15 protein-coding genes are annotated in these 15,397 nt (G+C 47.9%); 14 read left to right on the forward strand and 1 reads right to left on the reverse strand.

Going from position 1 to position 15,397, the window contains the following annotated elements:
• Positions 1–10 precede the first annotated feature (10 nt).
• The 14 genes from flhA (at position 11) to T504_RS0104615 (ending at position 14,203) form a co-directional block, all read left to right on the forward strand.
• Positions 11–2,098, forward strand: a complete 2,088-nt coding sequence (gene flhA / locus T504_RS0104550) for a flagellar biosynthesis protein FlhA (protein WP_033169882.1) — start codon at positions 11–13, stop codon at positions 2,096–2,098.
• A complete protein-coding gene (flhF, locus tag T504_RS0104555; protein WP_033169883.1) occupies positions 2,099–3,487 on the forward strand; it encodes a flagellar biosynthesis protein FlhF in 1,389 nt (462 codons plus the stop codon).
• A 1-nt stretch (position 3,488) separates the two neighbouring features.
• The gene (locus T504_RS0104560) at positions 3,489–4,394 is read left to right on the forward strand and encodes a MinD/ParA family protein (RefSeq protein WP_033169884.1); all 906 of its coding nucleotides are present in this window, start codon (positions 3,489–3,491) and stop codon (positions 4,392–4,394) included.
• Positions 4,395–4,412: 18 nt separating this feature from the next.
• Positions 4,413–5,105: a flagellar brake protein gene (locus T504_RS0104565; protein WP_033169885.1), complete on the forward strand. Its 693-nt coding sequence runs from the start codon at positions 4,413–4,415 to the stop codon at positions 5,103–5,105.
• 25 nt (positions 5,106–5,130) lie between these two features.
• The gene (locus T504_RS0104570) at positions 5,131–6,342 is read left to right on the forward strand and encodes a protein-glutamate methylesterase/protein-glutamine glutaminase (protein ID WP_033169886.1); all 1,212 of its coding nucleotides are present in this window, start codon (positions 5,131–5,133) and stop codon (positions 6,340–6,342) included.
• A 22-nt stretch (positions 6,343–6,364) separates the two neighbouring features.
• Positions 6,365–8,422, forward strand: a complete 2,058-nt coding sequence (locus T504_RS0104575; protein ID WP_033169887.1) for a chemotaxis protein CheA — start codon at positions 6,365–6,367, stop codon at positions 8,420–8,422.
• Positions 8,423–8,437: 15 nt separating this feature from the next.
• Positions 8,438–8,905, forward strand: a complete 468-nt coding sequence (locus T504_RS0104580; RefSeq protein WP_033169888.1) for a chemotaxis protein CheW — start codon at positions 8,438–8,440, stop codon at positions 8,903–8,905.
• 68 nt (positions 8,906–8,973) lie between these two features.
• Complete coding sequence (locus tag T504_RS0104585) at positions 8,974–9,588, forward strand: chemotaxis protein CheC (protein WP_033169889.1); 615 nt, start codon at positions 8,974–8,976, stop codon at positions 9,586–9,588.
• A gap of 1 nt (position 9,589) precedes the next feature.
• Complete coding sequence (locus T504_RS0104590) at positions 9,590–10,075, forward strand: chemotaxis protein CheD (RefSeq protein ID WP_033169890.1); 486 nt, start codon at positions 9,590–9,592, stop codon at positions 10,073–10,075.
• Between the two features lie 31 nt (positions 10,076–10,106).
• Positions 10,107–10,493, forward strand: a complete 387-nt coding sequence (locus T504_RS13815; RefSeq protein WP_072022704.1) for a hypothetical protein — start codon at positions 10,107–10,109, stop codon at positions 10,491–10,493.
• 70 nt (positions 10,494–10,563) lie between these two features.
• Positions 10,564–11,331, forward strand: a complete 768-nt coding sequence (locus T504_RS0104600; protein ID WP_051635207.1) for a FliA/WhiG family RNA polymerase sigma factor — start codon at positions 10,564–10,566, stop codon at positions 11,329–11,331.
• A gap of 27 nt (positions 11,332–11,358) precedes the next feature.
• On the forward strand, positions 11,359–13,026 hold the full coding sequence (locus tag T504_RS0104605; RefSeq protein ID WP_033169891.1) for a DUF342 domain-containing protein: 1,668 nt from the start codon (positions 11,359–11,361) through the stop codon (positions 13,024–13,026).
• Between the two features lie 40 nt (positions 13,027–13,066).
• Positions 13,067–13,402, forward strand: a complete 336-nt coding sequence (locus T504_RS0104610) for a hypothetical protein (protein WP_033169892.1) — start codon at positions 13,067–13,069, stop codon at positions 13,400–13,402.
• An 18-nt stretch (positions 13,403–13,420) separates the two neighbouring features.
• Complete coding sequence (locus T504_RS0104615) at positions 13,421–14,203, forward strand: hypothetical protein (protein WP_033169893.1); 783 nt, start codon at positions 13,421–13,423, stop codon at positions 14,201–14,203.
• A 50-nt stretch (positions 14,204–14,253) separates the two neighbouring features.
• Here the strand turns inward: T504_RS0104615 and trpD are convergent, their stop codons facing one another.
• Positions 14,254–15,270, reverse strand: a complete 1,017-nt coding sequence (gene trpD, locus T504_RS0104620) for an anthranilate phosphoribosyltransferase (RefSeq protein WP_033169894.1) — start codon at positions 15,268–15,270, stop codon at positions 14,254–14,256.
• Positions 15,271–15,397 lie beyond the last annotated feature (127 nt).

The raw sequence follows: 15,397 nt of genomic DNA on the forward strand, positions 1-15,397 counted from the left end.
AGAGTCGTTTATGGCTGCACCACAGGCAGCTGCACCTTCCAATGTCTTTGGACAGGGCAGTTTTATTCAAAAATACAGTGACGTAATGATCGCGGTGGCTATCATTACGATCGTTGTCATGATGATTATTCCGCTGCCGACGCTGCTGCTGGATATGTTGATTTGCTTGAACATCACGATCGCTTTGCTGTTGGTGATGGCAGTTATTTATAACAAGGAGGCATTGGACTTATCGATATTCCCATCCTTGTTGCTTATCACGACATTATTCCGGTTGGCACTCAACATTTCATCTACGCGACTCATCCTGTTGGATGGTTATGCCGGTGAAGTTATTACGGCATTTGGTAACTTCGTTGTCGGTGGTAATCCGGTTGTCGGTTTTATCATGTTCGTTATCTTGGTTGCCATCAACTTTATCGTTATCACGAAGGGTTCGGAGCGTGTCGCAGAGGTATCGGCACGATTCACCCTCGATGCTATGCCAGGTAAACAGATGTCGATTGACGCGGATCTCAATCAGGGCGCAATTACTGATGCCGAGGCTAAGATTCGGCGCGAGAAGATTCAGCATGAGGCAGATTTCTTTGGCGCGATGGACGGTGCTTCCAAGTTTGTAAAAGGTGATGCCATTGCGGCAATTCTCATCATGTTCATCAATATTGCCGGTGGTTTTATCATTGGCATGATGCAGCGGAATCTGGATGCTGCGCAGGCATTACAGACGTATACGCTGCTGACCGTAGGTGAGGGCTTGGTCAGCCAGATTCCGGCATTGCTGATTTCGACGGCAACTGGTCTTATTGTCACACGCGCTGGTGCCGAAGGCAACATCGGCAGTGATATGGTGGGACAGCTGTTCCGCAATGATCGTATCTTTTTCATTTTGACGGGAGTCTTATTGTTCTTTGCCGTTATTCCTGGTTTGCCGGGAATTCCGTTTTTGACTTTGTCGATTGCCTGCTTGTTTATTGGCCGGCTCTTACGACAGGGAACTGAGGTGAAGGCAGAAACGCAGAAGGAAGAAAAAAAGGTACAGGAAAAGAAGAAGGCGACGACGCCGGAAAACATTGTTTCCTTACTTCAGGTAGATCCGATGGAATTGGAGATCGGTTACTCGTTGATTCCGCTGGTTGACACTGGACAGGGTGGTGACTTGCTCGACCGTATCGTTATGATTCGCCGTCAGTGTGCGTTAGAACTTGGACTTGTCGTGCCGACGATTCGCATTCGCGATAACATTCAGATCAAGCCCAATGCCTATATTATTAAGCTAAAGGGAATTGAAATTGCAAAGGGCGAGTTGATGTTAGACCATTATTTGGCGATGAACTCTGGTACAGTATTTGAAGAGGTTCCTGGTATTGAGACAACGGAACCAGCCTTTGGCTTGCCGGCACTCTGGATTCCTGAGAACGAACGCGAACAGGCCGAACTCAATGGGTATACCGTAGTCGATGCGGTGTCGGTTCTGGCAACACATTTAACGGAGGTCATCAAGCAGCATGCTGATGAAATCCTGGGACGTCAGGAAACCCAGAATCTTATCGACAATCTCAAGAAATCCAATCAGGCGTTGGTGGACGAAGTCGTACCAGATCTCATGAGTGTAGGCGAAATCCAGAAGGTTTTGGCCAATTTGCTGCGTGAGCGCATCTCGATTCGTGATATGGCGACCATTCTTGAGGTCTTGTCTGATTATGCCCGGGCTACCAAAGATACAGAAATTCTTACCGAGTATGTTCGACATGCAATGGCTCGTCAAATTACGCAGCAGAATGTGCAAAATGGAACCCTGCCTTGCATTACCTTGGATCCTGCTTTGGAGAATCGTATTGCTGGCGGCGTGCAGCGCACAGATCATGGTTCGTATGTCAGCCTGGATCCGGATTCGTTGCAGAATCTTGTCAATGCGCTGAATAATGAGCTGCCGAAGCTTACCAATATGGGCTATCAGCCGATTGTACTGACAAGCCCGGCGGTTCGTTTGTATTTCCGCAAATTGGTAGAGCGCTCTGTGCCGGGATTGATTGTTTTGTCGCAGGCCGAGATTGAACAGAGTGTCGAAATTCAGATCCTTGGGGTGGTGAAGATCTAAGTGCAAATAAAAGTAGTCAAAGCACCAACAATGAAAGAAGCAATGCAGCAGGTTAAAGAAGAACTTGGGCCTGATGCCGTCATACTCCATACCAAAAAATATCGGGAAGGCGGTTTCTTGGGATATCATAGCACGGAGGTCGTAGAAGTGACAGCAGCGATTGAAGACCAGGACGATGCAGCCCTGAAAAAACGAGCAAAACGCAATGTGACAATGAAGCCGAAGACAGCCGCTAGTGGCAGTACCTTGGATATTGTTTCGCCGGCTTCGCCGGTTATGCCGTCCTCGGTTCTCTCGCAATATAAAACAAATGGTACGGAAACGGGGGTAAAGATGGCAGAATCGCCAATTCCTGCCCCAAATTTTGGGCATATATCACCAGTACAGCCGATGCAGCCTGCCCAGGCTTTTCCCGCAGCTGATTACGGGGTGGCCAGGAGAGAAACGTCAGTTCATGAGAAAGAGCAAAAGGATGAAGTACAAGATATGGCACAGATTGGTATAGCAGCGACGACATCGAATCCGGAAGATACAGAAAAAATCCAAAAACTAGAAGATGAACTGGCTCAGATGAAGGCAATGTTGGCGCAGGTGATGGGAAAGGAACAGCCGAAAGGAAAAGTTTCCATACAGGAGGCATTACGGCTTCAAGAAGTAGATGAAGATATCGTAAAAGATATGGCCGCTTCAGTCCCTGCCGGGGATACGCTTTTGGATCGGTTAGATGCAAAAGCGCCAGAGGTGTTGGCCGATTACCTGGGGAAGACCATGAATTTTTCTGAGGGAATCGCGCTCAATAAGCACGGCGTTCGCATCGTTGCTTTGATTGGTGCTACTGGTGTTGGCAAAACGACAACACTGGCAAAAATTGCGGCGAGATTTGTGTTGGAGAAAAATATCAAGGCGGCGTTGATCACTGCGGATACCTATCGTATTTCAGCTGTTGACCAGTTGAAGACATATTCGGATATTATAGGTTTGCCGCTGGAGATTGTCTATACCCCGGATGAACTCAAAGTGGCAATCCATAAACATCGGGATAAGGACTTGATTTTGATCGATACGGCTGGCCGAAGTCAGCATAATGATTATCAGATGAAAGAGCTGCAGGATTTTCTGGCGGTAAATTCCCATATTGAACGTCATCTGGTAATGAGTGCAACAACCAAAAATCGCGATGCAGCAGAAATCTTGGATAAGTTCTCGGTTTGTAATCCAGACCGTGTTATCTTCACCAAGGCGGATGAAACCAGCAGTGTTGGATTGATCCTGAATCTGTTGGCACAAAAAGAGATTGCCTTGTCATTTTTGACAAATGGGCAGAGTGTACCGGATGATATTGTTCCAGCAACGCCCCGAAAATTGGCTGAACTGTTATTGAGGGAATAATATGGGAGATCAGGCTCAGAGTCTTCGCCGATTAGTTGGCGGAAAAACAGAATATAGTGTATCCCATAGCAGTGATAATTTGAATCTGCAGTCTGGCAGCCTTTTGGGGGCAAGAGTTATTGCTGTAACCAGTGGCAAAGGAGGCGTTGGCAAGACCAACTTGACCGTGAATATGGCCATTGCTTTGGGGATGGCTGGTCAACGGGTATTAGTGCTTGACGCTGATTTGGGAATGGCAAATGTCGATGTCATTTTAGGCAGCCGGTCAAAAAAACATTTGCTCAACCTGCTTGAGGATGGTACAGAGCTTGAAGATGTCTTGATGCATGGTCCGTATGGTGTCAACTATATTTCCGGTGGTTCGGGAATCGAAAAGGCGGCGGATTTCACCTATGAGGAACGACAGCGGCTTATGCAGAAACTTTCCCGCTGTGGTCAGCTGGCTGATATAATATTGATTGACACGGGTGCTGGTCTGGGGAAAAATGTCATGGATTTTATCTTGGCTGCGGATGAAGTGTTATTGGTCACGACGCCGGAACCAACGGCGTTGACGGATGCTTATGCGGTCATGAAGGCCTATAGTATGTATGCAACGCAGCAAAATCTTCGCCTGGTGGTAAATCGTGTTTACGATGAAGCGGAGAGCCGTGAAGTGGTGGCTAAATTGCAACAGACATCCGAAAGATTTTTGAATATGCCGATTGATTGTCTGGGATATATTTTTGAAGACACAGCGGTAATGCGTTCTGTGAGAAGGCAAACCCCTTTTTTGGCGGCACAGCCGGGGAGTGTGGCTGCACGTTGTATCCAGGCTATGGCTAACAGCGTTCTTTACGGAAGCAGGATGAAAGTAAAAAGAGGTTGGAAGGGATTTTTGCGACAAATTTTTGATTTTTCGCGTTAAACATGGAGGAACTTCATTATGGCGGGCGAATTAATAAAAGCAAGGGAAGTCTTAAAGATTGGCCAGCGCGTAGAGTTTTTTGTCGAAGACAGTGAAGAACGCTATGCAAGCCGGATCGAAGAACTAACGGAAGATGAGCTTATCGTGGCAATGCCAATGAGCGTCAAACGCGTGCCGATTATCCCACGGACTGGAGAGAAGCTCTACGCATTGGCGGTAGGACGGCAGTGCCGTTATCGCTTTTTTACTACCTTCCATAAGACAGATCGCATGGATGCGCGGATTCCGGTATGGCATATTTCTTGGCCGGAACAGGTTGAGCGTTATCAAAATCGTGAGTTTGTTCGAGTGAAGGTAAATCTTCTGGTAGGAGTGCGGCTTATTGATGCAGATGGCACGATTAAGCCGCCAGTTACGGCAAGAATTGTCGATCTTAGTGGCAATGGCATTTGTTTTGCGCTGGAGCAGGAAGTCAAGCCGGGAACGAAGGCTGCTTTATCGCTGGAAAATATCCCTGGGGTTGGACCAGTGGAACAAATGAGTTTGGTTGTTCGTTGCACGCCGATTTCCCGCGAAGACGGTACAACGGTTTATCATATCGGTGCATCGTTCCAACATCTTTCGCGTGAGGTGAGCAATAAGCTCGTTCACTACTTATTTGATGTTCAACGGAAAATAATAGCCAAGGGCATCAAAAAGGATGACGAATGATGAACCACTAAATGGGGTGATCAGAATGATTCGTGTCTTAATTGCTGATGATTCAGCGTTCATGCGCCAAGTTTTAGCCGATTTATTTCGGAAACAACCGGATTTTGAGGTTTTGGGAACGGCGATGAATGGCCGTGAAGCAGTCAGCAAGGTAAAGCAGCTGCAACCGGATTTATTGACGCTTGACGTCAATATGCCGATAATGGATGGGCTGGAGGCGTTGGCAATCATTATGGAAGAGTGCCCCATCCCTGTGGTTATGCTTAGTAGTTTGACTCAGAAGGGAACGGACGCAACGGTTCGAGCTTTGGGCCTGGGGGCTGTTGACTTTATCAGCAAGGCTGGTGGTTCGATTTCGCGAATCGACAGCATTGAGCAGGAAATCCTGCAAAAATGCCGTGCGGCAGCAAGAGCGAGGGTGCAGAAAATGCCCTTGGCTGCTCAAACGGTAGAGAAGTCAGCTGGACATCCGGGAGCTCCCGTTATGAAACGGGTGGAGATGCCAAAGCGTCAGGGACTGAAGCTGGGGAGTACTCCCGTGGTTGAACCGGCAGTGAAGAAGTCCGTTTTCGGCAACAAGAGAAGCAATCCACTCTTGCAAAGCCGAAGTAGTGTGCCAGCTTCTATCGGGAGACCTTCGCCCATTATGGTGGGAAATGCTGGCCGCTCCAATAAACTGGTAGTGATTGGGACCTCCACAGGTGGTCCGCAAGCACTGCAAAATGTAATCACGCGTCTGCCGGGAAATCTTCCCTGCGGGGTCGTGGTTGTCCAGCATATGCCGGCTGGATTTACTAAGGCGTTGGCTGACCGATTGAATTCGATTGCTCAGATTTCGGTTAAGGAAGCTGAGGATGGTGAGGAGATTCGGGCTGGTCATGTATATATTGCGCCGGGAGATTTTCATTTGCGGGTCAAGGACGATGGCGGGATACGCAGGATTAAGTTAAGTCAAGAAGCGCGTGTGGGAAATCATCGCCCAGCGGTAAATGTAATGTACGATTCCGTGGCACCGTTAGGCCATAAGCTGGTAGCTGTCATTATGACAGGTATGGGCTCGGATGGCTGTGAGGGTATGAAGAAAATCAAAGCTTCCGGAGGCTACAGTATCGCGCAGGATGAACCCACCTGTGTGGTTTATGGTATGCCCAAAGCGGTGGTTGATGCAGGACTTGCTGATGAGATCCGCCCCTTGCAGGATATTGCTGGGGCAATCGTCGAGGCTGTAAAGAGATAGAAAGGATATAGGGGGAATACAAATGGAAACAAATCAGTATATGGAAATGTTTTTGGATGAATCACATGAACATTTACAGTCTTTGAATGAGGGCTTGCTGAGTTTGGAAGAAAATTCAGAGGATGTGTCAGTTGTCAATGATATTTTCCGTAATGCACATACGCTGAAAGGTATGTCGGCAACCATGGGATACAATAAGATTGCCGAACTCACGCATGAAATGGAAGATGTTCTTGACCTGATTCGTAAAGAGCAGTTAAAGCTGGATGAGGACATCATTGATACGCTGTTTAAATGTTTGGATTCCCTGGAACAGATGATTAACAGCGTTGCCGATGGGGAATCGGAAGACGTGGTTGATGTTTCCGATTTGGTGGCAAAACTCAGTGCAATTTCCAAAGGGGAACCAGCCCCGGCTGCTGCGCCGGCAGCACCAGCTGCTGAAAATACAGCTGCCGCACCGAGTGCAGGCATTGCACTTTCCGATGTGGACCGCGATGTACTCCGCCAGGCTAAGGAAGGCGGCCTCCTGGGCGTTCATGTTCAGGTCACGCTGTCAGAAACCTGCCTGTTGAAATCGGCACGTTCCTATATGGTTATGAATGCTTTGGACGAACTTGGTGATGTAATCAAATCGGTTCCGCCGGCTGAAGCACTGGAACAGGAAAAATTTGATCATACGTTTGATGTCCTGGTAGTAACGGCATCTGATACCAAGGCAGTAGAAGAAGCGTTGAGCAGCATTTCGGAAATTGACAAGCTCGTTGTTGAGCTCGTCGATCCAGATGCACCGGCTGCGGCAAAACCGGCAGCTGAGGAGAAAAAAGCTGCTCCGGCTCCGGCCGCTGCACCAGCCGCTAAACCAGCCCCTGCAAAATCGCCTGCTGCGAAAAAGGCGCCAGCTAAGCCAGCTGCACCGAAAAAAGCACATCAGAGTCAGTCTGTCCGCGTTGATATTGATAAACTCGATACGCTGATGAACCTCATGGGTGAGCTGGTTATCAATAAAGTTCGTTTGGAACAGATTGGTCAGACCCATCGTTTGGCTGAACTTACGGAAACCCTGGAACAGATGGATCGTGTAACGACTGATCTGCAGAATATCGTCATGAAGGTCCGCATGGTGCCGGTAAGTGCAGTGTTCAACCGGTTCCCGCGCATGGTACGCGATGTTTCGAAGGAGCTCAATAAAGAAATCAACCTTACCATCGAAGGTGAGGAAACAGAGCTCGACCGTACGGTTATCGATGAAATCGGCGACCCGATTATGCATCTGCTGCGCAATTCCTTGGATCATGGTGTTGAGCACCCGGACGATCGTGAAGCAAAAGGCAAACCTCGTACTGGTGAGGTTGGACTTATTGCCCGTCATGAAGGTAACAATGTGGTTATCATGGTTACCGATGATGGTGCAGGTATTCCGGCGGAAAAGATTCGCAAAAAAGCGGTTGAAAAGGGCATGATTACCCAGGAAGAGGCGGATAAGCTCGATGATGCAGATGCAGTTCGTCTGATTTTCCTGCCGGGCTTCTCAACGGCAGAGCAGATTACCGATATTTCTGGCCGTGGCGTAGGTATGGACGTTGTCCGCAGCAAAATTGAATCGCTTTCTGGACATGTCGATGTTGAGACTAAGGTCGATGAGGGCTCGGTATTCAAGATCAAACTGCCGCTGACGCTGGCTATTATTCAGGCTATGCTGGTCAAGGTACAGGAAGAGATGTATGCAATTCCTCTTGGGTCGATTGATAGTACGATTAACATCCAGCCAGAGGATATTAAAACAGTAAGGAATAAGGAAGTTATTGTTCTGCGTGGGGAAATCATCCCGATCATTCGCATGGAAGAGACGTTGCAGGTACCGCACGTCAAGGATTCGGATGAAATTTTTGTCGTAGTTGTCCATGCCGGCGAGGCTAAAGCAGGTATTGTGGTTGACAATCTGATTGGACAGCAGGAAATCGTTATCAAGACGCTTGGCAACCTGTTTGCAGGTCTCAAGATGTTCTCCGGTGCGACAGTTCTTGGCGATGGCCGTGTAGCTTTGATCCTGGATGTCGCTACGATGATGCAGCAGTAAGAGGAGGTAGCTGAGATGGCAAATGAAGAGAATATGAATGAGATGGATGAAGGCAGACAGGTCGTAGCCTTCAAACTTCGCGACGAGGAGTATGGTGTGAGCATCCTGAATGTCCAGGAGATTCGCAACCTTACGGATATTACGCGCGTTCCCTTTTCCGCTGACTTCATCAAGGGGGTTATCAATCTCCGCGGTTCCGTGCTGCCGGTTATTGACTTGAAGAAACGTCTTGGTTTAGCGGAGACTCCATATACGGATGATACGCGCATTGTAACCGTGAATATCGATGACCTTCATGTCGGAATGTTGGTCGATGCCGTAACGGAAGTCCTGACCATTGATAGTAAGCCGGTAGATACGAAAAAGGCAATCAATGATAAGAGCGGATCCCGTTTCCTCAGTGGTATTGGTAATGTTGATGGTCGTTTGATTATCATGCTGAATCTCGAAGAGATTATCGGCAATGTTGGTGACGGCAAATAATTTGAGTATATCAGGGTAATAGGGCGTGCCTAGGCACGTCCCATTCCTGTAAAAAGAGGGGTCCAACTATGACAGATGAATTGAATCTTTCCGCGAACCAGCTTGACGCTCTGCGGGAAATCGGCAATGTTGGTGCCGGCAACTCAGCCACGGCTCTGTCGCAGGTAATCAATCGCCGAATTGACATGAATGTGCCGAAAGTGGCGTTGGTTCCGTTGGAAGCTGTACCAGATTTGGTTGGTGGACCGGATGCTGTAGTTGTTGGTATCTTTTTGCGTGTATACGGGAAGGCACCGAGCAATATTTTGTTTCTGCTTCCACAGAAAAGTGCTTTCTATTTGGTTGACACGCTAATGGGCAAGCCGCATGGCTCGACGACAAGTCTTGATTTTATGGATGAGTCTGCGCTCATGGAAATCGGCAACATTTTATCCGGTGCTTACTTGAATGCATTTTTCACGTTCACAAAGATTACGATGCTTCCATCTATTCCAGCTTTAGCGATGGATATGGCAGGGGCAATCCTGAATGTTGTATTGGCTCAGTTGGGGCAGATGGGTGACCAGGCTCTGGTTATTGAGACGGAATTCCTTTCCGAGGACGATGGAATCAATGGTCAGTTTTTCCTGGTTCCGGATCCGGGTTCCTTGAATACGATTATTGACGCGGTGGGAGTTGAGTAAAATGGCAGATCTTATCCGAGTCGGCATGGCTGATTATAAAGTAGGCCAGGCGCCGTCCACAATCATCAGCTATGGTCTCGGCTCCTGTATTGGCATTTCTCTGTATGATCCGCAGGCTAAAGTAGGAGGCCTTCTGCACATCATGTTGCCGGATAGTACGCAGGCGCGTCCAACCGACAATCCAGCAAAGTTTGCAGATACAGGACTTCCGCTGATGCTCAAGGATGTATTGGCGTTAGGGGCATCCCGTTCCAGATTAGTAGCGAAAATTGCTGGTGGAGCGCAGATGTTTGCTTTTGCGAATGCGACGGATATCATGCGAGTGGGTGCACGCAATGCTGAAGCCGCTAAGAAAATCCTCAAAGATCTTAATATCCGGTTGATTGCTGAGGATACAGGAGGCACATATGGACGCACGGTTTCCATCAATATGGAAGATGGTGTCTATAAAGTGAAGACCATTGATAAAGGTGAAAAAGAAATTTAATCATGTTTATGCAATTAGTAGGTGAAGCAGCTTGTTCAAATTAGGGATGTCGTTAGTTTTTGCATTTATTTCCGCTATGGTTATTGCGTTAGCGGGATTAGTCAGTGACGTACGCCTGATGACGGTGCTGCTCCGCAGTCTGATAGGCTTTCTGGTTGCTGGTGCCGTCGTTTGGCTGGTGGCTTTTGTTTTGGAAGCGAAAGAGCTGGTAGGCTTCGATAGAAATCTGGAACTTCCGGAAAATCCGGAAGAGGAGGAACCAAAAAGTCCAGAGGAATACGAAGCTGAGGATGAAGCTTCGGCTGCAGAAGCGGCAAACCAGTCGGCGGAAATGCAAACAAGTGATGAAGAAAATGCGGATTTTCAGCCGCTAACATCAAATAACCTCAAACATATGGAGGCGCCATCGGATCATTGATGGCGCAGCTCCTGTTCTCAATCAATGAATATCGAATCGTTATTACTTATGATGGGAGGAGGTCGTTCCAATGGATTCTAGGGGACAGAACCAAGATGAAAATTTGGCCGATATTACTTCCCTTTGGCATAGTTATTTGGACAATAAATCAATAGAGCTTCGCAACCAGCTGGCAGAGCACTATCTTCCGCTGGTAAAGATGGTGGCAGGGCGTTTGGCAATCAGTCTTCCGTCCCATGTTGACCGGGATGATTTGCTTTCAAGTGGATTTTTTGGCTTGCTTGATGCAATCGATCGTTATGACATGGAACGGAAAAATAAATTTGAGACCTACGCTGGTGTTCGAATTCGAGGCGCGATGCTCGATTATTTACGGTCCAAGGATTGGCTGCCGGTGGCGATACGGCAAAAAATCCGTCGCTATGAGCAGACGGTTTATGAACTGGAAAACCGTCTGGGACGTCCTGCAAATGATGAAGAGTTAGCGGAAGAGCTAGGGGTAAGTGCAAAAGAATTGCAAAGCCTGGAGAGTCAAATCAGTGTAGCCACTGTGATTCCACTAGATGATTATCTGCGGACAGATACTCCGGCATCAAGTGAGGAAGGTCCGACAGAACGGCTGGAAAAGGCCGAACTTAGGGATACCTTGGCAGCGGCGATAGACCGGCTGCCGGAAAAAGAGAAAAAGGTTGTAGCACTTTACTACTACGAAGAAATGACTTTGAAAGAAATCAGTTTGATCCTTCAATTATCCGAGGCCAGAATATCGCAGCTGCATACAAAAGCAGTTTTTCGTCTACGCGGTTACTTGGCTCGCATGAAGGCAAGCTTGGTATAGCGATTTTCAGCCTGGGGGGGACGTATCATGGATGACCAGACATTGCGCCCGGCAGTAGGCAGCAAAGAAGCAGGCTACCTGTGTGAATTTCGGGAAGATGGTGTCTATTTGACGATTTATCCTGATGCTGCTGATGGCCTTTTATTTGAACTTTCGGATATCCGCCAGATTCTGCATGATAATGGTGTTGTCGATTATGACATCATCACGCTTTCACAGATTGTACGAGAGGCTTCAGGAGAGTCGAAGAAATTAGCAGACTGTTATATATCGTCGGAGGAAGCGGCAAATTTGTCGGATTCGGCGGATGAAATCACTCAGGAAGAGAATGGACTAGAGACTGAAGCTGGCATTATTGTCGACGTCAGTCGAGACCGCATGACGGTAACGATTCGCTATGACACGAAGATGGGCAAGAAGTTGCCATCGGTGGAAAACGTGCGAGCTGCATTGTCCGAGCACAATATCGTTTTTGGCATTGATGATGAAGCGATTCGTGTTGGTGTGGAGAGTTTGAACCCCTTTGTTGCAGCCAGGGGGAAGCCACCGAAAAATGGGGAAAATGCGCGGATTGAGCGACATTTTGATTTGGGCGTTAAAGGACGTCCAAAGGTTGACCAGTATGACCGTGTGGATTTCAAAGACATGAATCTCTTTGTACTAGCTAAGAAGGGAGACCTATTGGCGGTACGTATTCCTCAGACGGAAGGAGAGGCTGGCCGTGATGTTTATGGCATGGAAGTGCCAGCGAAAAACGGAAAACCCATCCCTATTCCACAGGGGAAGAATACGGAGATTACCGGTGAAAATGAGCTGATTGCCTCGATAGATGGTCAGATCGTTGATAGTGGTAAGAAGATTACGATCGATCCGCATTTGCTGATTCAAGGCAGTGTTGGTGTGGGGACTGGAAATATCGATTTCATCGGCAGTGTGGAAATCAAAGGTAATGTTGAAGCGGGATTTGTCGTCAAGGCTACTGGTGATATCGAGATTGGTGGTATGATCAGTGGCGGTGACGTCGAGGGTCGTAACGTCTATATCAAGGGCGGCATAAACGGAATGAACCGCGGTAAAGTCAAGGCACGGGAGGATATCCGTGCTGCTTTTGCGGAAAATGCTGTGATTGAAAGCGATCGGGATATTTATATCCAGGATGTGGCCCTTCATTCGAATATCAGTGCAGGGAAGCGTATTTTTCTCGAAGATAAGCGAGGAATGGTTACGGGCGGACTGATGGAGGCCGGTGAAGAGATTCGTTGCAAAATTATTGGCAATACGGCCTTTGTAGTAACTCGTATGGCCGTGGGAGTTAATCCACAGCTTCAGAAACGTTATCGTGAACTCTGTCAGGAATATAAGGAATCGAAACAGCGTCTCAAACAAATTACGCAGATGCTGAATACTTTAGGAAAGATTGATATTAGCCGGCTGCCACAAGAGCGCATCAATCAGATCAATGCGCTTACGCGGTCTCAATTTCCTTTGGCGGGTAAGATCAAGCGCGACGAAAAAGAGATTTTGGCGATTGAGGCAGAGCTTAATATGATGCAGAATGGTAAGATTCGCGTCAGCGATACCGTCTATCCTGGGGTAAGGATATCCATTAATTCGGTTATGATGAATGTACAGTCGGAAATCAAGCGAGCGACGCTTTCGGTGAAAAATGATCGTGTGGATATTGGTCCGTATTAAGCGGATGTCAGTGGCGATGGATTGAGAAAGAAGGATTCCCATGGATATAACGCCGATGAGCCTGCAGATGATGGTTCCGCGTGCTGCCGATGCGGCGCAGGTACAGCATAATCTCAATCAGGCTAATGCCATGCAGTCTGATTTTCAGGCAATTCAACAAAAAGAAGACGACAAGCTGAAACAAGAACAGGTACGGGCAAAGGACAATCCGGAAGATGGTCGTATCAAGGATGACCCGGAACGCCAGCAAAAACAAGGGGGGCAGGGAGCTGCCTCACAGCATCGGGCAAGTTCTCAGGAAGAAGAAAATGCACCGGAACCTGTGAAATATGCTAAGGATCCCTCAAGGGGAAATCTTTTGGATATCAGCTTTTAGGAGGCATTTTTTTCCAATATGGTCAATACGTTAGGTTCACTTATTATAATTGGTTTTATCCTAGTAATGGGGGCTAGATGGCTTTCTAAGCGGCAGCAAAATTCTTGGGATGAGGATGAATTGGTAGATTCTGCGAATCAGCTTAAAGCCGAAATTGAACGGTCGGCAGATGCGGTAATTAAACGGATGGGAAGTCATATCAGCCATCTGGAACAGCTCTTGCAGCAGGCTGAAGTTCGCAATCGTGAGCTGGAGGCGCAGCTAGCGGAGGCTCGTCAACTTGCAATGTCGCTGGAGCAACAGGGACGGCAGCTCGATGAACAAATTCTGACTGCTAAGCAGACAGCACAGGAGCTTTCCGTGCGCTGGCAGAATCCGCCAGTTATGCCGATGATGTCTCCCGCGACAATGACGCCGGCTGTAGCAGTGCAGCAGCCGCCATTGATGCAGCATCCAGTTGCGTCCGTTGAACGTGTCGATGCGCAGGATTTTGCCGCTGTTTTGCAAAAGTCCATTGAGCGCGAGGAGCAGGAAGTTCATGCTTCGCATGTAATGGGTGAACATCAGGCTGCTGGCTTGGCTGAAGCAATGAACCATCGTGTGGCTGAGGTTGAGGCGGATTTGGAAGACACGTCAGCTGCCCCTCAAGAAGAGCAGGAAGAGGGGATGTCCCAGAATGCTGCTAAGGCGAGGGCTTTACTGTTGAGCGGTTATTCGGTAGAGGAAACAGCTCGTGAAACGGGAATTGGAAAGGGCGCTATTGAACTCCTTCGCGAGATGAATCGTCGAGAATTGGAATAAGAAGAGGCTATGACAAATGCAAACGCTTTTGTCATAGCCTCTTTCGTTATTCAGGCATTGGAAAGCTGACGGAATTCTTCTAGTTTTTTCCTTGCAGCGCCGGAAGCGATGAGTTCACGAGCTTTTTCGATGCCAGCCTTTATGCTGTCGGCTTTTCCACCAACGTAGATAGCAGCACCGGCATTTAACAGCACGATGTCGGTTTTCGGACCAGTAGCGCCAGTTAAGATGTCCAGGGTTACTTGGGCGTTTTCAGCTGGGGAACCACCGCGAATGTCGGTTTTTTGGCAACGGGCAAAGCCGAATTCTTCTGGTGTAACTTCGTAGCGGCGGAACCAGCCATTGCGGAATTCACAGACGCTGGTGGGAGCACTTAAGGAAAATTCATCCAGGCAATCTTGACCGTAGATAACCATGCCAGTTTTTACGCCCAAGGATAACATGACTTTGGCGAGTGGTTCGAGAAGGTATTCGTCATAAACGCCTAAAATCATATGAGTCGGATGGGCTGGATTGGTCAGGGGACCCAAAATGTTAAAAACCGTGCGGATGCCCAATTCTTTGCGAATGGCTCCGACGTATTTCATGGAGCTGTGATATTTCTGGGCGAACATGAAGCAGAGACCGATTTCCTTTAATTCCTGCACAGCTTTTTCTGGTGGTTGGTCTAGATTGATGCCTAGTGCTTCAAGGCAATCTGCGGCACCACATTGGGAAGAGGCAGCCCGGTTGCCATGCTTGGCAACTTTGATACCAGCGGCAGCGATAATCATCGCTGCTGTAGTGGAGATATTGATGCTGTGCGCATGATCCCCACCAGTGCCGACAATATCCAGGACATCCATATCGTGGGGAACCTTTAGGGCATGGTCACGCATAGCTGCTGCAGATCCGGATATTTCTTCAATGGTTTCTGCTTTGGTGCTTTTCGTTGAGAGTGCGGAAAGATAGGCAGCATTTTGAATTTGAGACGTTTCCCCATTCATGATTTCGTTCATGACGGTATAGGCTTCCTGATAGGAAAGATCTTTTTTACTGACTATTTTTTCAATGGCTTCTTTAATCATGCGTACTCACCTCAAAAACAAATTTATTACATTATTAAATTAAACAGTATCATTTAACTGTAATATTGTCAACTTGGTTCTGGGAAAAGGAAATAAAATTTAAATAATCGTTGACAAGAAGGGCAGT

Origin of the sequence: Selenomonas sp. ND2010 (assembly GCF_000702005.1) — a bacterium.
In the GTDB taxonomy this organism is placed as follows: Bacteria; Bacillota; Negativicutes; order Selenomonadales; family Selenomonadaceae; genus Selenomonas_A.